Here is a 17,314-nt window from a genome sequence, read left to right as displayed (position 1 = left end):
GGGGCCGTCCTCTTGCTCGTACAGGGGTGGGCGGCTTTCCCGCTTCCGGTCAGTCGGCGAGGAGGCGCTTCACCGCTGCGGCGACCCGGCCGCCCTCGGCCAGGCCCGCGACCTTCGGGTTGACGATCTTCATGACCGCGCCCATGGCACGCGGCCCCTCGGCGCCGGCCGCCTTCGCCTCCTCGACGGCCTGGGCGACGATGGTGTTCAGCTCCTCGTCGCTGAGCTGCTTCGGCAGGTACGCGGCGAGGACCTCGCCCTCCGCCTTCTCCCGCTCGGCGGACTCGGCGCGGCCACCCTGCGCGAAGGCCTCGGCCGCCTCCCGGCGCTTCTTCGCCTCGCGGGTGATCACCTTCTGCACCTCGTCGTCGGACAGCTCGCGCTTCTGCTTGCCCGCGACCTCCTCCTTGGTGATCGCGGCGAGCGTCAGCCGGAGCGTCGAGGAGCGGAGCTCGTCGTGCTCCCTGATCGCGGCCGTGAGGTCTTCCTGCAGCTTCGACTTGAGCGTGGTCATGGGTTTGATTGTCGCAGGTGCCGACACCCGGACGCCCTCGCATTTAGACGGCCCGACGCCCGCTCTTTTAAAGGGCGGTGAGGATCCTGCGGTCACGGACCGGGGTGGCTCGGGTGCCGTGCCGGGTCTGTCACGATGGAGGTATGCGCGCTCGATACGGAGTACCTCTGGGGATCGCGGCGGCAGGCGCCGCCGGTGTGGCCTACGCGGCGGGGTTCGAGGCCCGCTCCTTCCGCCTGCGAAGGGTGACGGTGCCCGTCCTGCCGTCCGGCATGCGCCCCCTGCGCGTCCTGCAGGTCTCCGACATCCACATGGTCGGCGGCCAGCGCAAGAAGCAGCGCTGGCTGCGCTCCCTGGCCGGCCTGCGCCCCGACTTCGTGATCAACACCGGTGACAACCTGTCCGACCCGGAGGCCGTGCCCGAGGTCCTGGACGCGCTGGGCCCGCTGATGGAGTTCCCCGGCGCCTACGTCTTCGGCTCCAACGACTACTACGGCCCGAGGCCCCGCAACCCCGCCCGCTACCTGCTGGAGAAGGTGCAGGGCCGGCACGGTCTGAACGGCAACCCGCCGGTCGTCGGCGCGATCCACAACCCGTGGGAGGACCTGCGGGACGGTTTCGACGCGGCGGGCTGGCTGAACCTCACCAACACGCGCGGCCAGCTGAAGGTCGAGGGTGTCTCGGTCGAGCTGACGGGCCTGGACGATCCGCACATCAAGCGGGACCGCTACGTCCAGGTGGCCGGCGGCCCCTCACGCTCGGCGGACTTCTCGATGGGCGTCGTCCACGCGCCGTACCTGCGCGTCCTGGACGCCTTCACGGCGGACTCGTACCCGCTGATCCTGGCCGGCCACACCCACGGCGGCCAGCTCTGCATCCCCTTCTACGGCGCCCTGGTCACCAACTGCGACCTGGACGCGGACCGGGTGAAGGGCCTGTCCTCACACCGGGCGGAGGGCCGTACGTCCTACCTGCACGTCTCGGCGGGCTGCGGCACGAACCGCTACACCCCGGTACGGTTCGCCTGCCCACCGGAGGTCACGCTGCTGACGTTGGTGGGGCGGGAGTAGGCAGCCGCACCCGGGGGTCGCAGCCGCGGTGCGGGAGCCGTTGCCCCTGTCACCCACACTGCTCGCCCATACGGCCCACCCCAGCTGGCCCCTTTCGTCCCATCTCCTGAGCATGGGGGCATGACCGCCCCCATACCCAGGGACATCCCGGACCTGCCCGCGGTCCCGGGCGTGCCCGCGCTGATGCCCTCCGCCGTCCCCGCCGCGGCGGTGGTGACCCCGGCCCGGCGCCCCCTGACCGCCTTGTTCCGCCTGCTGGTGGCCCTGGTGGCGGTGTCGGCCGTCACCATCGACCTGTTCCTCGGCAGCCCGGTCCGGGTACTGAGCCACTTCACGATCCAGAGCAGCCTGTTCCTGGCCGCCGTCCTCACCGTCTCGGCCCGCCGAGCCTGGACGGCCCGCCGCCCGCTGCCGTCCGCGGTGACGGGCGGGGCGCTGCTCTACGTCGTCATCTCGGCCCTGGTCTACCACCTGCTCCTGACCCACACCTCGCCCCCCTTCTCCCTGACGGGCGGCACGACGGCACCGACGGGCTGGCTGTGGCTGACCAACCAGCTCCTCCACACGGCCATCCCGGTGGCCGCGGTCCTGGACTGGCTGCTCCTCACAGCCCCGGACCGCCCGCACCTGCGCCAGGCGGCACCGTGGCTCCTCTACCCCCTGACCTACCTGGCCTTCTCCTTCATCCGAGGCGAACTGATCCTCCCCGGAACGCGAGGCCGCTACCTCTACCCCTTCCTGGACGTCGACCTGCACGGCTACAAGAGCGTCCTCGGCAACGCCCTCCTCCTGGGCCTCGCCTTCTACGCCCTCGCCGTCCTCCTCGTCGCCCTCGACCACGCCCGCCCGAACCTCGTCCGCCACCGCGCGAAAACCGGATTTCGTCTCCAGCCACCGGTGGGCTAAAGTAAACGACGTCGCCGCGACAAGCAGGACTGCAGCGACATCGGGGTGTAGCGCAGCTTGGCAGCGCGCTTCGTTCGGGACGAAGAGGTCGTGGGTTCAAATCCCGCCACCCCGACGCTGGTCAGAGGGCCAATCGCATGATTGCGATTGGCCCTTTGTCATGCCCGGGGGGGCCAAACAGGGGGCCAAACGAATTTGATCAGGCCACCGCGTCACCCTCTTCCTCGCCCTCCGCGTCCTCCCCTTCCTGCTCTTCGGCGAAGATGTCATCCATTGCTTCGGCACCCTGCGTGATCACGGTTCACCGGCCAGCCTTTCGGCGAAGCTCACCAACAACTTCGGAACGCCGATCGACGGCCGTGCCGTGCGATTCACCCTGGGCACGGGCGCCGCACAGCAGACGTGCACCGGGACCACCACGGCATCGGGTACGGCGACCTGCACCATCGACTCGGTGGACCAACCGCAAGGAACGTCGAATGCGGTGTCCGTCGCTGTCGCCTTCGGCGGCGATGACGACTACAACCCGTCCAGCACGTCTGCGGAACTGGGCCTGACCTCGCCGACAGAACTCGACTACACCGGCGTGACGCACCTCGCCAACGGCACTCCCGCCCAACTGGCCGCAAAGCTCACCGACTTCCACGGGGAGGCGGTACCCGGGCGCAGCGTGCGCTTCGCCCTCGGTACCGGGGACAACCAACAGGCGTGCACCGGTACTACGAGCACCACGGGTACCGCGAGCTGCCCCGTCGCGTCGGTGGACCAGCCGCTGACCGACTCCGCGACCGTCCCGCTGCGCGCGTCCTTTGCCGGTGACGCCGGTTACCTGGCCTCCGACACCTCGGCAGAGCTGAAGCTCCAATACGCCACAGGCCGCGCCTACGGCGCCTCGGCACACGTCGACCTCATCGGCGTACCCTTGCTGAAGATCGATCCGCAGCCCGACACCGGAACCGTCCGCACGGCGGACGCGACCGTGACCGACACCCCGTGCTCGGCCGAGCTCGACTCACCGCTGCTGTCCGTGCAGAAGCTGTGTCCCAAGGTCACCACGGTGCTCGCCCTCGGCAAGGTCACGGCGACCTCGACCGTGGCAGAGGCACGCATTGGGCTGCCGGGTGTTCCGGTCATCGAGGTGTCCGGGCTCACCGCGACCTCCAGCAGCGAGTGCGGCAAGGCCACGGGCAGCACCACACTCACCCTGAAGATCGCGGGAGTTCCGGTTACGGTATCGGGTGATCCGAATACGGAGATCCCGCTCGTCGGAGGTGGCCGACTCATCGTGAACGAACAGCTGCCCACTACCGGCGCCGATACCGGCCTCAAGGTCAACGGCATCCACCTCGTCCTGCCCGCTGACGGCGGTGAGGAGGCAACACGCTGGACCGTCGGCGTCCCCGGCGTGAACGCGGCCTTCAGCGCGAGGCCGACCACTGGTCGGACTGCGATTGTGTCGTCGGAACCGTTCTCTTGATCGGCCTCGCTCTCGTCTCATGTCCGCTCGCCCGCCGACCTGATCGCCGCCTCCACCGCCCCCATCCGTTCCGCCAGCAGGCCGAGTGCCGCGACCGCGCGGGTGAGTGCGTCCGTGTCCGGGGCGCCGAGGGTCGGGGTGTGGACGTGGGTATTCTTCAACTCCGTCCAGCGGGAGGCCTGTTCGGGCGTCAGGGTGCCTCGTAGCTCCGCCAGCTTGAGCAGGTTCGCCTCCGCGTTCGTCGTCAGGGTCTGGGCCTCGGCGCGGTAGTGGTCGTCCAGGACCGCGGACAGTTCCTCGGCGTTCATGGACGGCCGGATGCGCCGGGTGATGCGGTTGAGGTTGCGGTAGGAGCCCTGGAGGTGGAAGGGGGGTTCCGGGCGGGTGGCAGTCGGCCGGGTGGCTGAGACGATGTACGTCGCGTTGACCGCCAGCACCGTGTCGCGGGCGGTCAGCACGTGGCGCAGGACCGCGAGGATCTGGGTCAGTTCCGCGGGGGCGTAGGGGTGGGTGAGGCGGTCGGGGTGGGCCGTGGGGTCGTTCCCGGCCAGGCGGAGCAGGAGGTCGAGGTCCGCGCAGTCGCGGCCCGCGAGCGGGGCCAGGACCGGGTTGGAGGTCAGCGCGTTCTCGACGAAGCTGAGGGCGAAGGTCTTCTCCTTGCCCGTCAGTACGTCGCCCAGGTTCCACACGTCGGCCCGGTTGGCCAGCATGTCCGGGACGCGGAAGCCCGTGCCGGACTCGGTGTAGGGGTTGCCGGTCATGCAGACGGCGAAGCGTTTGCCGCGCAGGTCGTAGGTGCGGGGCTCACCGGCCCAGACGCCCTCCATCCGGCGCGTGCTGTCGCACAACGGGACGAACTTCTGGAGGAGTTCGGGGCTCGTGTGCTGGATGTCGTCGAGGTGGAGGAGGGTGTTGTTGCCCGCGGCCAGGGCGAAGTTGATCTTCTCGACCTCCTGGCGGGCGGCCGCGTTCGGGGCCTCGGCCGGGTCCAGGGACGTGACGGACCGGCCCAGTGCCGGGCCGTCGACCTTGACCATGAGCAGGCCTAGGCGGTCGGCGACGTACTCCATCAGGGTCGTCTTGCCGTAGCCCGGTGGGGAGATGAGCAGGAGCAGGCCGCCGGTCGGGGGGCGGCCGTCGGGTCCGGTCGTGCCCAGTTGTCCGGCCAGGCTGTCGCCGATCAGGGGGAGGTAGACCTCGTCCACCAGGCGGTTGCGGACGAACGTCGTCATCACCCGGGGGCGGTGGTCGTCCAGGCGGACGCGGGCCCGTTCGGCGGTCAGCAGGGCGGTGCGGCGTCGCTGGTAGGCGCGGTGGCCGGGGACCGAACGGGTTCTGAACTCCTCGGTGCGGTGCAGGAATTCGTCGATACGGAGGGTGAGGGTGCCGGCCGTGACGCGGGGGTGGGCGCCGAGGAGGCCGGTGACCGTCTCCCGCACCGGGGCGTCGGACTCGTAGCGCGGCAGGTCGGGGCAGAGTTCCGCGGCCACCGCCTCCGCCAGGTACCCGGCCGGCAGGTCGGCGTATCCACTGGCCGTGGCGTACGACGACAGCCATGCCTCCACGAGTTGGCGGCGGGCGGTGAGGTCGGCGATGGCGGTCAGGTCGTCGTCGTAGGCCGAAGGGCCCGCTGAGCGGTGGAACTTGTCCAGGAACTCCCGGGTGGCCGCGCTGATGACGAAGCCCTCGGGGTCCGTCGTCAGCTCCTCGTAGAGGTAACGCGCCGCGGCCTCGTCGCCCACCGCCGTCGCCCACTCGGTGTGGAAGGCGGCGGTCGCGGGGGTCGGGCCGAAGGTCTCCTGGGCTCGGGAGAGCGAGCGGGCGCGGCGCGTCCAGTCGGCGCGGGATTCGGGGGTGGTGTTGTGCGCCCAGAAGAGCTGGGCCGTGGCCCGGGCGGCGGGCTGGTGGCGCAGAAGGCCGGCGGAGGTGTGCAGGCGGAGGAGGGTGGTGAGGATGGTGGTCGCGTCGTGGTCGTGGACGCCGCGTTCGTAGCCCTCGTCGTACGACTCCTCGGCCGCGCGGCGGACCAGCGGGGCGAGGTCGGTGCCGGTCAGCACGGTGGCTCCGTGTTGGTGCAGGAGGCGGGCGGCGAGGTGTTCGGCGCGGTAGACCTCGGGGGACTCCGAGGGCAGCGGGCGGTCCCAGTAGGGGCGGGTGGCCGCGAAGTCGGGGTCGGTGACCGGGGCGCGGTAGTCGGTGCCGGTGATGGCGAAGGCCAGGCCGGCGGTGCCGTCCGGGACCAGGGTGAGGGCCGGGGGCTCGGTGGTGACGGTGAAACGGTGGCGGCCGAGGCGCAGGGTGCGGCCGGCGTCGGCGTACAGGTCGGTGCGGTCGCGCAGGGCGCGGGCGGCCTCCTGACGGGCGGCGGTGAGGCGTCCGGTCAGTTCCTCGGCACGGGTGCGGTCGCCGAGCGCGCGCAGGGCGTCGGCGGTGCGCCGGACCTTGGTGACCATCGGGTCGGAGGCGAAGTACGCGCCGATCGCCCCGGCGTCGGCGAGGGTGGCCGCGCGGCGGGTCACCGTCTCCAGGACACGATGGGCCGAGACGGTCAACTGCTCGGCCCGGCGGGCTCGTTCGTCGGTGAGGGTCTGTTTGCGGGCGGCGAAGGTCTCGTGGATCTCCGTGCGTTTGTCGGCCAGTTGGGAGAGGTGGTCGTCGAAGTCCGCGAAGCGGGCCTCCAGGTCCTCCAACTGGACCAGGAGACGGGTGAGCTGGGTGTCGCAGGACTCCGGGTCGGGGGTCGCGGCGAGGGCGCCGGTGACCGACTGGGCGAGCAGCGCCAGCTCCGCGGCGAACTCCGCCCGGCCCTCGCTCCCCCGGAGTTCACGGCGACGGGTGTCCAGCACCGCCCGGGCGCGGTTGACGCCGCCCAGCACCTCGGCGACCCGCTGCAGGACGGACGTACGGACCGTGGCGTCGGCGATGTCCAGGCCGGTCACGACGTCGGTGACCGTGCGCAGCTGCTCGGCCAGGTCGTCGAGGCGGGCCGCGAGGGGTGCCGCACCTGCCGCCGTGGTGAGCGTGTCGGCCTCGGTGAGCAGGGACTCGATGTCCGCGTGGTAGCCGGCGAAGGCGTCCTCGCGGGCCAGCGCGGCGACCGCCCGCTGGCCGAATCCGGCGAGGTCGGTCTCGACGTCGGCCGCGAGGGCGTCGATCCGGGCGGTGTCCGCGTACCGCAGCTCCTTCAGCGTGAGCAACCGACCCTGTCCGCGACGGAGTTCGGTCAGGCCCGCCGCCCAGCCGGACGCGTCGCGCGGAGCCTCGCCGCGCAGGCGGCGGACGAGGGCGGTGACCCGGTCGGCCGCCTCCGTCAGCGCGTCGGCGGCCCGGCGGGTCAGCTCCCGGACGGTCGCGAACTCGGCCAGCACCTGCTCGGCCGTGTCCCGTACGTCGTCCAACGGGGCCCGGAGATCGCCGAGTTCGGGGTCCCCGAGCCAGTGGTGGGTGTCGGCCGCCCGGACACAGGCGGCGACCAGCGCCTCGTACACCTCGGTCGTGGGGGTCGTCTCGGCTGCCGCCGCCGTGAGGGACAGACAGTCGGAGATGCCCCGGGCGAGGTCGGCGTTGCCGACGCGGGCCAGCGGGCCGGTGCCGACGGGGCGGGCGGCGGCGTACGTATCCGAGACGTACGGGGAGCTCCACAGCTGCACCGGGTGCACACGCGCGGGTTCGTCCGAGTCGCCGCGCAGGACCGTCAGCGCGCCGTCCTCGAACAGCGCCCAGCCGTGGCAGGGCAGCGGGGTCGCCACCTCCTTGCGGACCATGTTGTACGACAGCAGCAGGCCGCGCCCGCTCACCCGCGCGTGGTACGCGAACAGGACGTCCTCGCCGTTCGGTGAGCGCACCGTCCGCTCGAACTCGAGATCGCCGGTGTCCACGCCGTCGAACGTCTTGTACGCGCCCGTGGCCAGGCAGTATCCGCCCGGGAAGACGATGCCCTGGTCCTCGGGCAGCCGGCGGCAGGACCGGCCGATGCCGTCGAGGCGGACGACCGTCCTGGTCAGGGTGTTGAAGACCAGGTGGCGGTGGGTTTCCTCCTTGTAGGGGCGCACGCGCAGCAGGATCAGGGCGCCCACGCGCGCGTAGGCGATCTCGGCGTCGGCGAGGGACTGCAGCGGCTCGTCGACCGGCTCGCTGTGGACGCCGTCGGCGGTCTCGGTGTCGTTCTCGGCCTTCACGGTGAGGGTGCCGCCGGTTGTGCCGACGAACACCTCGTCCTGCACGGAGACATGCGGGTGGCGGCCGAGGACATGGTCCTCGCGGGTGGTCTCCGTCCAGGTGAAGTCGTGGGCGGGCGGCAGGACATGGTCGCGTTCGCCGCGCGCGTCGAGGAAGGAGGCGCGGCCGTCGGTGGTGAGCGCCCAGCGCAGGACCCGGATGTCGTCCGCCTGCTCGCCGATGCGGAACACGGCGAGCAACCTGCCTTCCGTGTGCCGCAGTTGGAGCAGCCGCGCGTCGCGGTAGTAGCGGTGCAGCTCGCTGAACTCCCGTACGAAGGAGGGGTCGTCGAGCAGTCCCGGCACCGCGTCCTCGGGCAGGCGGTTCAGGTCGCGGTCGTAGAGGGCGAGGACGTCGGCGACCGTCGTGTCGCGCGTGTGGCCGGGGGGCGGGGTACAGCCGAGGAGCAGGGTGTCGCCCACGGCGACGAGGTCGCGGGGCAGCCGGCTGTGCTCGGTGCGGAGGGCGGCGGTGCCGGTGAGCTCCAGGCGGGTGGAGCCGAACTCCTCCGTCCGGCGGATGTTCAACGCCTGTGCCCGGCGGGCGAGTTCGGCCGCCCGGTCGGCGAGGCGGTCGCGCAGGACCTCGTACGTGCCGTCGCGCGGGCCTTCCGGCGCTGCGGCCGTACCGGCGGCGCCGACCGTACCGATGGTGCTGGTGACGCCTGCCGTACCGGTGGTGCGTGCCGTGGCGATGGTGCCGGTAGCGCCGGCGGTACCGGTGTCCTGGCCGGTGGTCATGGATGCCTCTCAACGGGTCGGAAAGGGCCCGGAGCCGCCGTCCCCTGTGCGGCGGCTCCGGAACCGTCGGCGGATCGGAGCCTGACGCGGGCCGTCAGGCCCTGACGCTGCCGTTCAGAGCGGCCAGCGGAGTGTCCGCCAAGCCCAACTCCCCCGCTCGGTCGAGCAGTTGCCGCAGCGCTCCGGCCTCCGAGCCGCCCGTCTTCATGAGCTTCATCAGCAGGGCCGAGACGGTGAGGTTCTGCACGTCGGCCGTGGAGACCGAGCCCAGGACGCGGGCCAGGTCGTCGGTGAAGCTGCCGGTGCCGTCCAGCCAGGGCCGGGCGAGCGCCTGTGCCGTCTCGGAGTTCCGCACGAAACCGTCGACGCCCTTGCCGAGCCCGACCGCGGAGACCAGCCGGTCGAAGAAGACGGAGTCGCCGCCGACGATGTCGATGTCGGCGTTCTCCAGGCCCGTCGCCAGGACCGTGGCCTGCGCCTCGGCGACCTGCCGCTGCACGTCGAGGCCGGCCAGCCGGACCTCCTTCTCCGCCTGGAGCCGCAGCCGGTACTCCTCGTGACCGCGCGAGGCGTCGTCCAGCGCGGCCATCGCCGCCGCCTTCTCGGTCAGGCCCTCGGCCTCCGCCTTCAGCTTCTCGCCGATCGCCGTCGCCTCCGCGAGCGCCTTGGCCCGCGCGCCCTCGGCCTCGGCCCGCAGCAGCGCCTCGGTGCCCTCCGCCTCCGCGCGCATCCGTGCCCCGGTGCCGTCCGCCTCCGCGCGCATCCGCGCCTCGGTGGCCACGGCCTCCGCGCGCCCGGCCTTCTCGGTGACCTCGGCCTCCTTGTCGCGGACCTGCACGGCCGCGAGCCCCTCGGCGGCGGCCTCCGCCTGGACGCCCTCCGCGAGCCGCAGCTTGGCCCGGGCGTCGAGGTCGGCCGACTTCAACCGGGCCTCGGCGAGGGTGAGTTGCTCGGCCGCCCGGTGCTTGGCCGCGGCCTCGGCCGCCTCGGCGGCCTTGATGTCCTTGACCAGCTTCTCCTGCGCCTCGGCCTCCGCGGCGATGACCACCGACTGCCGCTCCCGCTCGGCCTCCTCGACCACGCGCAGCTTCTTGATCGCCTCCTCCTGCTCGGCCACCGTACGGTCCACCGCGATCCGCTCCCGGACCACGTCCGCGACCTCACGGCGCTCGGCCTCGACCTCCTTGTCCCTGGCGATCTGCGACAGCGAGGTCTCCCGTTCCCGGGCGATGACCTCCAGCAGCCGGTCCTTCTCGATGCGCTCGTTCTCCACGGCGATGACCCGCTCGCGGTTCTTCTGCGCGACGGCGATCTCGCGGGCCTGGTTCTCGCGCTGGACGCCGAGTTGCTCCTCGGTGCGCAGGAACGCGGCCTGCGCGCCCAGGCGTTCCTCCTCCTGCACCTTCGCGGTGGCGGCCTCCTCCTTGGCCCGCAGCGTCTCGACCTCCCTGCGCTGCCTGATCTCGGCCTCGGCCTGCCGGCGCTCCAGCTCCAGGATGGTCTCCCGGGCCTCCACGTCCTGCCGGGTGATCTCCTTCTGCTCGGTGCGCTGGTACTCGTTGGTGCGCACGTGTTCCAGGGTCGTCAGCTCGGTGATCTTCCGGATGCCCTGCGCGTCCAGGATGTTGGCCGCGTCCAGCTGGGTCAGCGGCGTCTGCTCCAGGAAGTCGATGGCCGCGTCGTCGAGGTGGTAGCCGTTGAGGTCGGTGCCGATGACCTGGATGATCCGGTCCCGGAACTCCTCGCGCTTGGTGTAGAGGTCGACGAAGTCCAGCTGTTTGCCGACCGTCTTGAGGGCCTCGGAGAACTTCGCGGCGAAGAAGTCCTGGATCGCCGCCGGGTCGCTCGCGGTGTGCGTGCCGATGGCCTGGGCGACCTTGATGACGTCCTCGACGGTCTTGTTGACCCGCACGAAGAAGCTGATGTGGATGTCGGCGCGGATGTTGTCCCGGCAGATCAGGCCCTCGCGGCCGGTGCGGCGGATCTCGATGGTCTTCACCGAGATGTCCATGTACTCGGCCTTGTGCACCACCGGCAGCACGACCGCCCCGGTGAAGGTGACGTCCACCTTCTTCGTCTTGGAGATGATCAGCGCCCGGCCCTGCTCCACCTTGCGGAACAGTCGGCCGACCACCAGCAGCAGGGTGAGCGCGATGAGCAGCACGACGGCGACGAGCACGCCGATGCCCACGGAGATGGCGTTCATGACATGAGCCTCTTGGGTCCTATCAAGGAAAGTGCGGGAGAGAAGCGTGATGCGCGGCGGGTGCCGGTGATCAGCCGGAGTCGGGGCGCGGGTCGAGCGCGCTGTCGTAGGGCGCGACCCAGAAGAACTCGCCCACGTCGTCGTAGGCGTAGAGCAGGGCGGTACTGCCGCTGGTCAGGGCGTCCTCGCCCGTCTGGCGCACCTGGACCACCGCGCTGGAGCCGTCCGCCGCCCGCACCTCGGCCTGTCCGAAGCCGCCGTCCACCCGTCCCGTGCGGACGGTGCAGACCAGGCCGACGAAGTCCTGCCGGGAGGGGCCGGGCGTGTCGGGGAAGAGGTGGCGCAGGGGCCGTACCAGCAGCCGGGTCGTCCACCAGGCGGCCACCACAGCGCCGGCCAGGACCGCGGCCCTGACGGCGGCGCGGGCGAGCCCGTCCGGGGCGCGCGGAACGAGCAGCACCGTCGCGCTCAGGCTGACGAACCAGGCGATCGCGGTGAGCAGCGAGAAGGCGACCGTCACCGGTACGCCGCCCATCCCCCAGGCCTCGACGCTCCGGTGCCCGTGGAAGCCGTGGTGGTCGGCCGCCCCGAGGGCCGCCAGCAGCCAGAAGACGACGACCACGGCGAGGGCCGAGGTGAACAGGATGGTGGGAAACCCCGCGGCGGCCGTGAGAAACGCCCGCATGATCCCGACCCCCCGTCCAGGGTCCCGATGCCGAACTCCGGCACCGGGACCGCCCGTTGTGCTCCCCTGATGCTCATGGTGCGCGCGTCGCGCACCCCCGCGCATTGCCGGTTTCCGGCAGTGTTCACTAGGGTTTCGATGCCGGTCAGGTGCTAAGAAAGCGTTACCGGCGCGTCAGGAAAACGGGGGACGAGGTGGCGGAGCACGCGATACCCGACCACTATCTGGACGGGTATGCCCAACTGCTGGCCGACGTCTCGGTGACCGGCCGGCGGCTGACCCGGGACGAGCTGGAGGCCCGGCGGGCGCTCGGCGAACAGGCCGCCGAGGCCGGTCACGGGCTGCGCGCCCTGGTCGACGCCCACCTCGCCGCCACCCGCGCCGCCTGGCCCCGCACCCCCGGCTCGGCCGACAGCACCCTGGCCGCCGTACAACAGGTGGTCGACGCCTTCGCCGAGGGCTACGAACGCGCCCAACTGCTCGCCGTACGGCGGGAGGAGGCGGCCCGCCGCGAGTTCATCGACGACCTCCTCTACGGCCGCAGCGACCTGGGCCGGCTCGCCGAGCGCGCCGAACGCTTCGGCCTGCGTCTCTCGCACACCCACGCCGTCGCGGTGGCCGAGGGCCCGACGGCGTACGACGAGGCGGCGCCGGTCCCGCGCCGCGTGGAACGCTCCCTCAACGCCCGCTTCGGCGAGCGCAACATCCTGTTCACCACCAAGGACGGCCGGATGCTGTGCGTCGCGCCCGGCGACCAGGACGAGGTCCTCACCCACTTCGCCCGGCAGGCGTACGCCGCCACCGACGGCGGCCGGGTCGCCGTGGGCCGGCCACAGCACGGGGCCGGCGGGATCGTCCAGTCGTACGAGGAGGCCCTCAACACCCTCGAACTGGCCCGGCGGCTCGACCTGCAGGGCCCGGTGCTCCACGCCGCGGACCTGCTCGTCTACCCCGTCCTCACCCGGGACCGGCAGGCCATGGCCGACCTGGTCCAGGACGCCCTGGGCCCCCTCACCGGCGCCCGCGGCGGCGCCGAGCCCCTGCTCGCCACCCTCACGGCCTACTTCGACTCCGGCTGCGTGGCCGCGGAGGCCGCCCGCCGTCTGTCGCTGAGCGTGCGCGCGCTGACGTACAGGCTGGACCGCATCCGCAAACTCACCGGCGCCGACCCGGCCGACCCCGCGCACCGGTACATGCTGCAGACGGCGGTGATCGGTGCGCGGCTGCTGGGGTGGCCGGGCCGGGAGGTGTGAGCGCGGTCGCGGGTTACTGGTTCCAGCTCTCGTCGTACGGGTCCGACGGCGTCGGTACCGGTTTCGCCGACGTGATCTTCAGGTACGGGATCGGGCCGTTGTTCACCGGGTCCTTGGTCTGCCGGGTGGTGTAAGTGCCGGTGACCTCAAGCCACTTGTCCGGCTCCAGAACCGGCGGGACCTTGCCGGTCAGGGCGATCTTGACCGGCTGGGCGTCCGCGGCGCAGCAGTTGAGGGCCATACGGACCAGGTAGGGGGCGCCCGTGTGGTCCAGGGCGACGAAGCCGGTCACGTGGATCTGGCGGCCCGCTATGGAGCGGCCGTGGTCGTAGACGGCGCGGCCCGCGTAGTCGACCACGGTGAGGTTCAGCGGGCCGGTCGCGGGCAGCTTGTTGTAGCCGTACGGCTGCTGCAGGGCCGTACCGGTGCGCATCGCGCTGTACGAGCCGAGGGCCGGCGGGGCGACGAGGATGAGGGCGAGGAGAGGGAGTACCAGGAGCCAGGAGATGCGGGGTTCGCGGTGGGCGTGCTCGTGGTCGTGCCCGTGCCCGTGGCCGTCTTCCTGCGCGTGCTCGTGCTCGTGGTTGGGGTTGTGGTTGGGGTCCTGGGTCTCGGTTGCCTTGGGCTTGCGGCCTCGCCACTCGTACCAGACCGTCGTCAGCGAGGCGAGGATCAGGATCGCTCCCGACGCCAGCAGCAGGGGTTGCAGGCCCGCCTTGACGTAGCGCAGGTAGAGGTTCGTCAGGCCGGCGTGCAGCAGGGCCGCGCCGGTCAGGAACAGGATGGCCGCCTGGGCCTGTCGGTTCACAGGAGCACCGCCCCGGTCAGGACCGCGCCGACGATCGCCAGGGCGAAGGTGGCGGGCGCGAACCGCAGGGCGAAGCCGCGGCCGAAGGTACCGGCCTGCATCGCGAACAGCTTGAGGTCGATCATCGGGCCCACCACCAGGAACGCGAGTTTGGCCGTCAGGGAGAACTGGGTCAGCGAGGCCGCCACGAACGCGTCCGCCTCCGAGCAGATCGACAGCAGTACGGCGAGGACGGCGAGGGCGAGGATCGCGACCAGGGGGTTCTCCGCGGCCGTGCGCAGCCAGCTCGCCGGGGCCAGCGCCTTCAGCGTCGCCGCGGCCATCGCGCCGACGACCAGGAAGCCGCCCGCGTGCATCACGTCGTGCCGCACCGAGTTCCAGAAGGCGGCGCCCTTGCTGGGGCCCTCGTAGTGCGAACGCTCCGGTGTGCGCAGCCAGTCCGTGCGGCCGAGGCGCTGCCACAGCCAGCCCATCACACAGGACACCAGCAGGCTGGCGAGGAACCGGGCGAGGACCATCTCGGGGTTGCGGGGGAAGGCCACCGCGGTCGCCGTCAGCACGATCGGGTTGATCGCCGGGGCGGAGAGCAGGAACGCGAGCGCCGCGGCCGGGGTCACGCCCCTGCGTACCAGCGCTCCGGCCACCGGGACCGACGCGCACTCGCAGCCCGGCAGCATGGCGCCCGCCATCCCGGCCACCGGCACCGCCAGCGCCGGGCGGCTCGGCAGCGCGCGGGCGAAGAACGACGGCGGCACGAACACCGCGATCGCCGCCGAGAGCAGCACGCCGAGCACCAGGAAGGGCAGCGCCTGCACCAGCACGGCCACGAACACCGTCATCCAGCTCTGCATCACCGGCGCGGACAACGCCCCACGGATCGGCCCCTGCAACAGCACCACGGAGAGCAACAGCAACGTGAGAACGAGGGGCGACTTCGAATCCCCGGGCTTCGCAGCAGGCGATTGCGCGTCGGGGGGCTGCTTGTCCGGCGACTTTGCGTCGGCGGCGGGCGTCGCGTTGTCCGGCGCCTTCGCGTCGGCGGGCTTCACATCCGGCGACTTCACGTCCGCGGCCTTCGCATCTGCAGACCTCGCGTCCGCAGACCTCGCCTCCGCAGGCTTCGCATCCGGTGACTTCGAGGCGGCCGGTTTCGTCGGCGGGTCTGAGGGTGGGGCCGGGGCCTGGCTGGTCGGCCCTCTGGGGGCTTCTTCGGTGATGGCCACGGGCGAGGTACCTCCGGTGGTGCGGCAGGGCGCTGGTTCCCTCCCCTTCCCTACGGTGGGAGGACGGTGAGCGTTCAGTGGCTGCTGGAACCACCTGTCTTCTTGGTGCACTCTTTTCCCTCGTGGGGAGCGTTCCGAGTCAAGGCGTGCCGAGTGGTGACCCCTCCGGGCACATGGTGGTGTGCGGTGACGACGGCCTGGCACACCGCCTGGCCGCCGAACTGCGCGGTGTGTACGGCGAGCAGGTCACGCTCGTCGTGCCGCCCTCCGAGCGGAGTGTGCGCCCGCCGGTGGTGGGGCGGGCCCGGGCGACCACGGCGGCACTGCTCGACCGGGTGACCGCGGCCGTCAACCGCGCGGGCGGCAACGGCGAGCCCGTCGCCGGCGCCCCCGTCGTCGGCGCCCCCGTCATGGAGGCCACCGAGCCGAACGAGGCAGCGCTCGCCGCCGCCGGTGTCGAACGGGCCGCCGCGCTGGCGCTCGTGTACGACGACGACGAGACCAACATCCGCGCCGCGCTCACCGCCCGCCGTCTCAACCCCAGGCTGCGGCTCGTGCTGCGCCTGTACAACCGGCGGCTCGGCCAGCACATCGAGGAACTCCTCGACCAGGCGGCCGCGTTGGCCGCGGGCGACGGCGACGGAGCCGGCGTCGACGCCTCCACGACCGTGCTGTCCGACGCCGACACGGCCGCGCCGGCGCTGGCCGCCACCGCCGTCGCCGGCACCAGCAAGGTCGTACAGACCGACGGGCTGCTGCTGCGGGCGGTGGAGCGGACGGCGCGGCCCGGGCAGGTGGCCGAGCCGGGGCTGGCCACGCTCGCGCTGCTGTCCCCGACCGGCAACGGCTCGGGCGCCCCGGAGGGCTCCGGGCCCGGCGACGAGGGGCCGTCGCTGCTGCCCGACGCGGAGGCGGTGCGCGGCGCGACCGGGCGCGGGACGGTCGTGCTGGAACAGGTCTCGTACGCCGGCCCCTCGCTGCCGCCGGCGCGCGGTGCCGTGCCGTTCGCCTCGCTGTTCTCGCGGCGGCTGCGGTGGTCGCTGGCCGGGATGGTCGCGTGCGTGGTCGCGCTCGCGGTCGCCCTGTGGCTGGTGACCGGGATCCATCCGCTGAAGGCCTTCTATCTGACGCTGCTCGATCTGTTCGCCATCGACGACCCGGCCATCGGCGCCTCCGTCGGGCGGCAGATTCTCCAACTCCTGTCCGGGCTCGTCGGGTTGCTGCTGCTGCCGGTGCTGCTGGCTGCGGTGCTCGAGGCGCTGGGCACCTTCCGGAGCGCCTCCGCGCTGCGCAAGCCGCCTCGGGGAATGGGCGGTCATGTCGTCCTCCTCGGACTCGGCAAGATCGGTACGCGGGTTCTGACCCGGCTGCGGGAACTGAGCGTCCCCGTGGTCTGCGTGGAGTCCGATCCCGAGGCGCGGGGGCTGGCCACGGCCCGGCGGCTGCGCGTGCCGGTGGTGCTCGGGGACGTCACGCAGGAGGGGGTGCTGGAGGCCGCGAAGATCCATCGGGCGCATGCGCTGCTCGCGGTGACCAGCGCCGACACGACGAATCTGGAGGCCGCGCTGTACGCGCGCTCCGTGCGGCCGGATCTGCGGGTGGTGCTGCGGCTGTACGACGACGACTTCTCCACGGCCGTCTACCGGACGCTCCGGGCCGCCCACCCCCGGGCGTCCACCCGGAGCCGGAGCGTGTCGCACCTGGCGGCTCCCGCGTTCGCCGGGGCGATGATGGGGCGGCAGATCCTGGGCGCGATCCCGGTGGAGCGGCGGGTGCTGCTGTTCGCCGCGGTGGAGGTGGCCGGGCATCCCCAACTGGAGGGGAAGACCGTCGCGGAGGCCTTCCGTGCGGGATCGTGGCGGGTGCTGGCGCTGGACACGGGGGCTGCCGCCGGGCGGCGGGAGGAGTCGGCCGCGGAGGAGGCGTACGAGGACGGGCGGAACTCGGGGCTGGTGTGGGACCTGCCCGACGCGTATGTGCTGAGCGGGACGGACCGGGTGGTGCTCGCGGCCACGCGGCGGGGGCTGGCGGAACTGCTCGGCCGCCGGTCCCCGGAGCGCGCGGTGCCGGGGGCCACCGCCCCCGGACGCCCGCTCCGGCCCTGAACGAACCTCGTCCTCGAACACCGGACGGGCCGAAGCAACCCCCCGTCCTGGATCACCGGACGGGCGGAAGCACCCCCTTCCTCGATCACCGGACGGCCCGAAGCACCCC

11 protein-coding genes and 1 tRNA gene are annotated in these 17,314 nt (G+C 72.2%); 6 read left to right on the top strand and 6 right to left on the bottom strand.

The genetic code is table 11. The features are described from left to right. Nucleotides 1-49: 49 nt before the first annotated feature. The gene (locus tag MKW14_RS24720) at nt 50-514 is read right to left on the bottom strand and encodes a GatB/YqeY domain-containing protein (protein WP_208782104.1); all 465 of its coding nucleotides are present in this window, start codon (nt 512-514) and stop codon (nt 50-52) included. A 143-nt stretch (nt 515-657) separates the two neighbouring features. Between MKW14_RS24720 and MKW14_RS24715 the strand changes: the two genes are divergently transcribed. The 4 genes from MKW14_RS24715 to MKW14_RS41320 all read left to right on the top strand — a co-directional run bounded on the left by MKW14_RS24715 (nt 658) and on the right by MKW14_RS41320 (nt 3,967). Further along, nucleotides 658-1,584: a metallophosphoesterase gene (locus MKW14_RS24715; RefSeq protein ID WP_240865395.1), complete on the top strand. Its 927-nt coding sequence runs from the start codon at nt 658-660 to the stop codon at nt 1,582-1,584. A 120-nt stretch (nt 1,585-1,704) separates the two neighbouring features. Beyond that, nucleotides 1,705-2,490 carry a Pr6Pr family membrane protein gene (locus MKW14_RS24710; protein ID WP_240865393.1) on the top strand — a complete coding sequence of 262 codons (786 nt, stop codon included), beginning with the start codon at nt 1,705-1,707 and terminating at the stop codon, nt 2,488-2,490. 41 nt (nt 2,491-2,531) lie between these two features. Beyond that, nucleotides 2,532-2,605, top strand: a tRNA-Pro gene (locus tag MKW14_RS24705). A gap of 369 nt (nt 2,606-2,974) precedes the next feature. After that, a complete protein-coding gene (locus tag MKW14_RS41320; protein WP_240865392.1) occupies nt 2,975-3,967 on the top strand; it encodes a choice-of-anchor P family protein in 993 nt (330 codons plus the stop codon). Between the two features lie 17 nt (nt 3,968-3,984). Here MKW14_RS41320 and MKW14_RS24695 read toward each other — a convergent pair whose 3' ends face one another. The 3 genes from MKW14_RS24695 to MKW14_RS24685 form a co-directional block, all read right to left on the bottom strand. Further along, complete coding sequence (locus MKW14_RS24695; RefSeq protein WP_240865391.1) at nt 3,985-8,925, bottom strand: DNA repair ATPase; 4,941 nt, start codon at nt 8,923-8,925, stop codon at nt 3,985-3,987. Nucleotides 8,926-9,019: 94 nt separating this feature from the next. Further along, on the bottom strand, nt 9,020-11,131 hold the full coding sequence (locus tag MKW14_RS24690; RefSeq protein ID WP_240865390.1) for a flotillin family protein: 2,112 nt from the start codon (nt 11,129-11,131) through the stop codon (nt 9,020-9,022). Between the two features lie 70 nt (nt 11,132-11,201). Continuing rightward, complete coding sequence (locus MKW14_RS24685; RefSeq protein ID WP_240865389.1) at nt 11,202-11,816, bottom strand: hypothetical protein; 615 nt, start codon at nt 11,814-11,816, stop codon at nt 11,202-11,204. A 194-nt stretch (nt 11,817-12,010) separates the two neighbouring features. Here MKW14_RS24685 and MKW14_RS24680 point away from each other — a divergent pair, with 194 nt between their 5' ends. Then, nucleotides 12,011-13,069: a PucR family transcriptional regulator gene (locus MKW14_RS24680; protein ID WP_240865388.1), complete on the top strand. Its 1,059-nt coding sequence runs from the start codon at nt 12,011-12,013 to the stop codon at nt 13,067-13,069. 13 nt (nt 13,070-13,082) lie between these two features. Here the strand turns inward: MKW14_RS24680 and MKW14_RS24675 are convergent, their stop codons facing one another. Continuing rightward, nucleotides 13,083-13,877 (bottom strand): TIGR03943 family putative permease subunit, encoded by a 795-nt coding sequence (locus MKW14_RS24675; RefSeq protein WP_240865387.1) that lies wholly within the window; start codon nt 13,875-13,877, stop codon nt 13,083-13,085. After that, a complete protein-coding gene (locus tag MKW14_RS24670; protein ID WP_240865386.1) occupies nt 13,874-14,941 on the bottom strand; it encodes a permease in 1,068 nt (355 codons plus the stop codon). Before MKW14_RS24670 ends, MKW14_RS24675 begins: the two co-directional genes overlap by 4 nt. 332 nt (nt 14,942-15,273) lie before the next feature. On the opposite strand from MKW14_RS24670, the gene MKW14_RS24665 reads away from it, so the two are divergent. Further along, nucleotides 15,274-17,205, top strand: coding sequence for a potassium channel family protein (locus MKW14_RS24665; protein ID WP_240865429.1), 1,932 nt, complete (start codon nt 15,274-15,276; stop codon nt 17,203-17,205). Nucleotides 17,206-17,314 lie beyond the last annotated feature (109 nt).

The sequence above is a fragment of the Streptomyces gilvus genome (assembly GCF_022513565.1).
GTDB classification, from domain to species: domain Bacteria; phylum Actinomycetota; class Actinomycetes; order Streptomycetales; family Streptomycetaceae; genus Streptomyces; species Streptomyces gilvus.
This window is presented reverse-complemented; position numbering and strand designations above follow the sequence as displayed.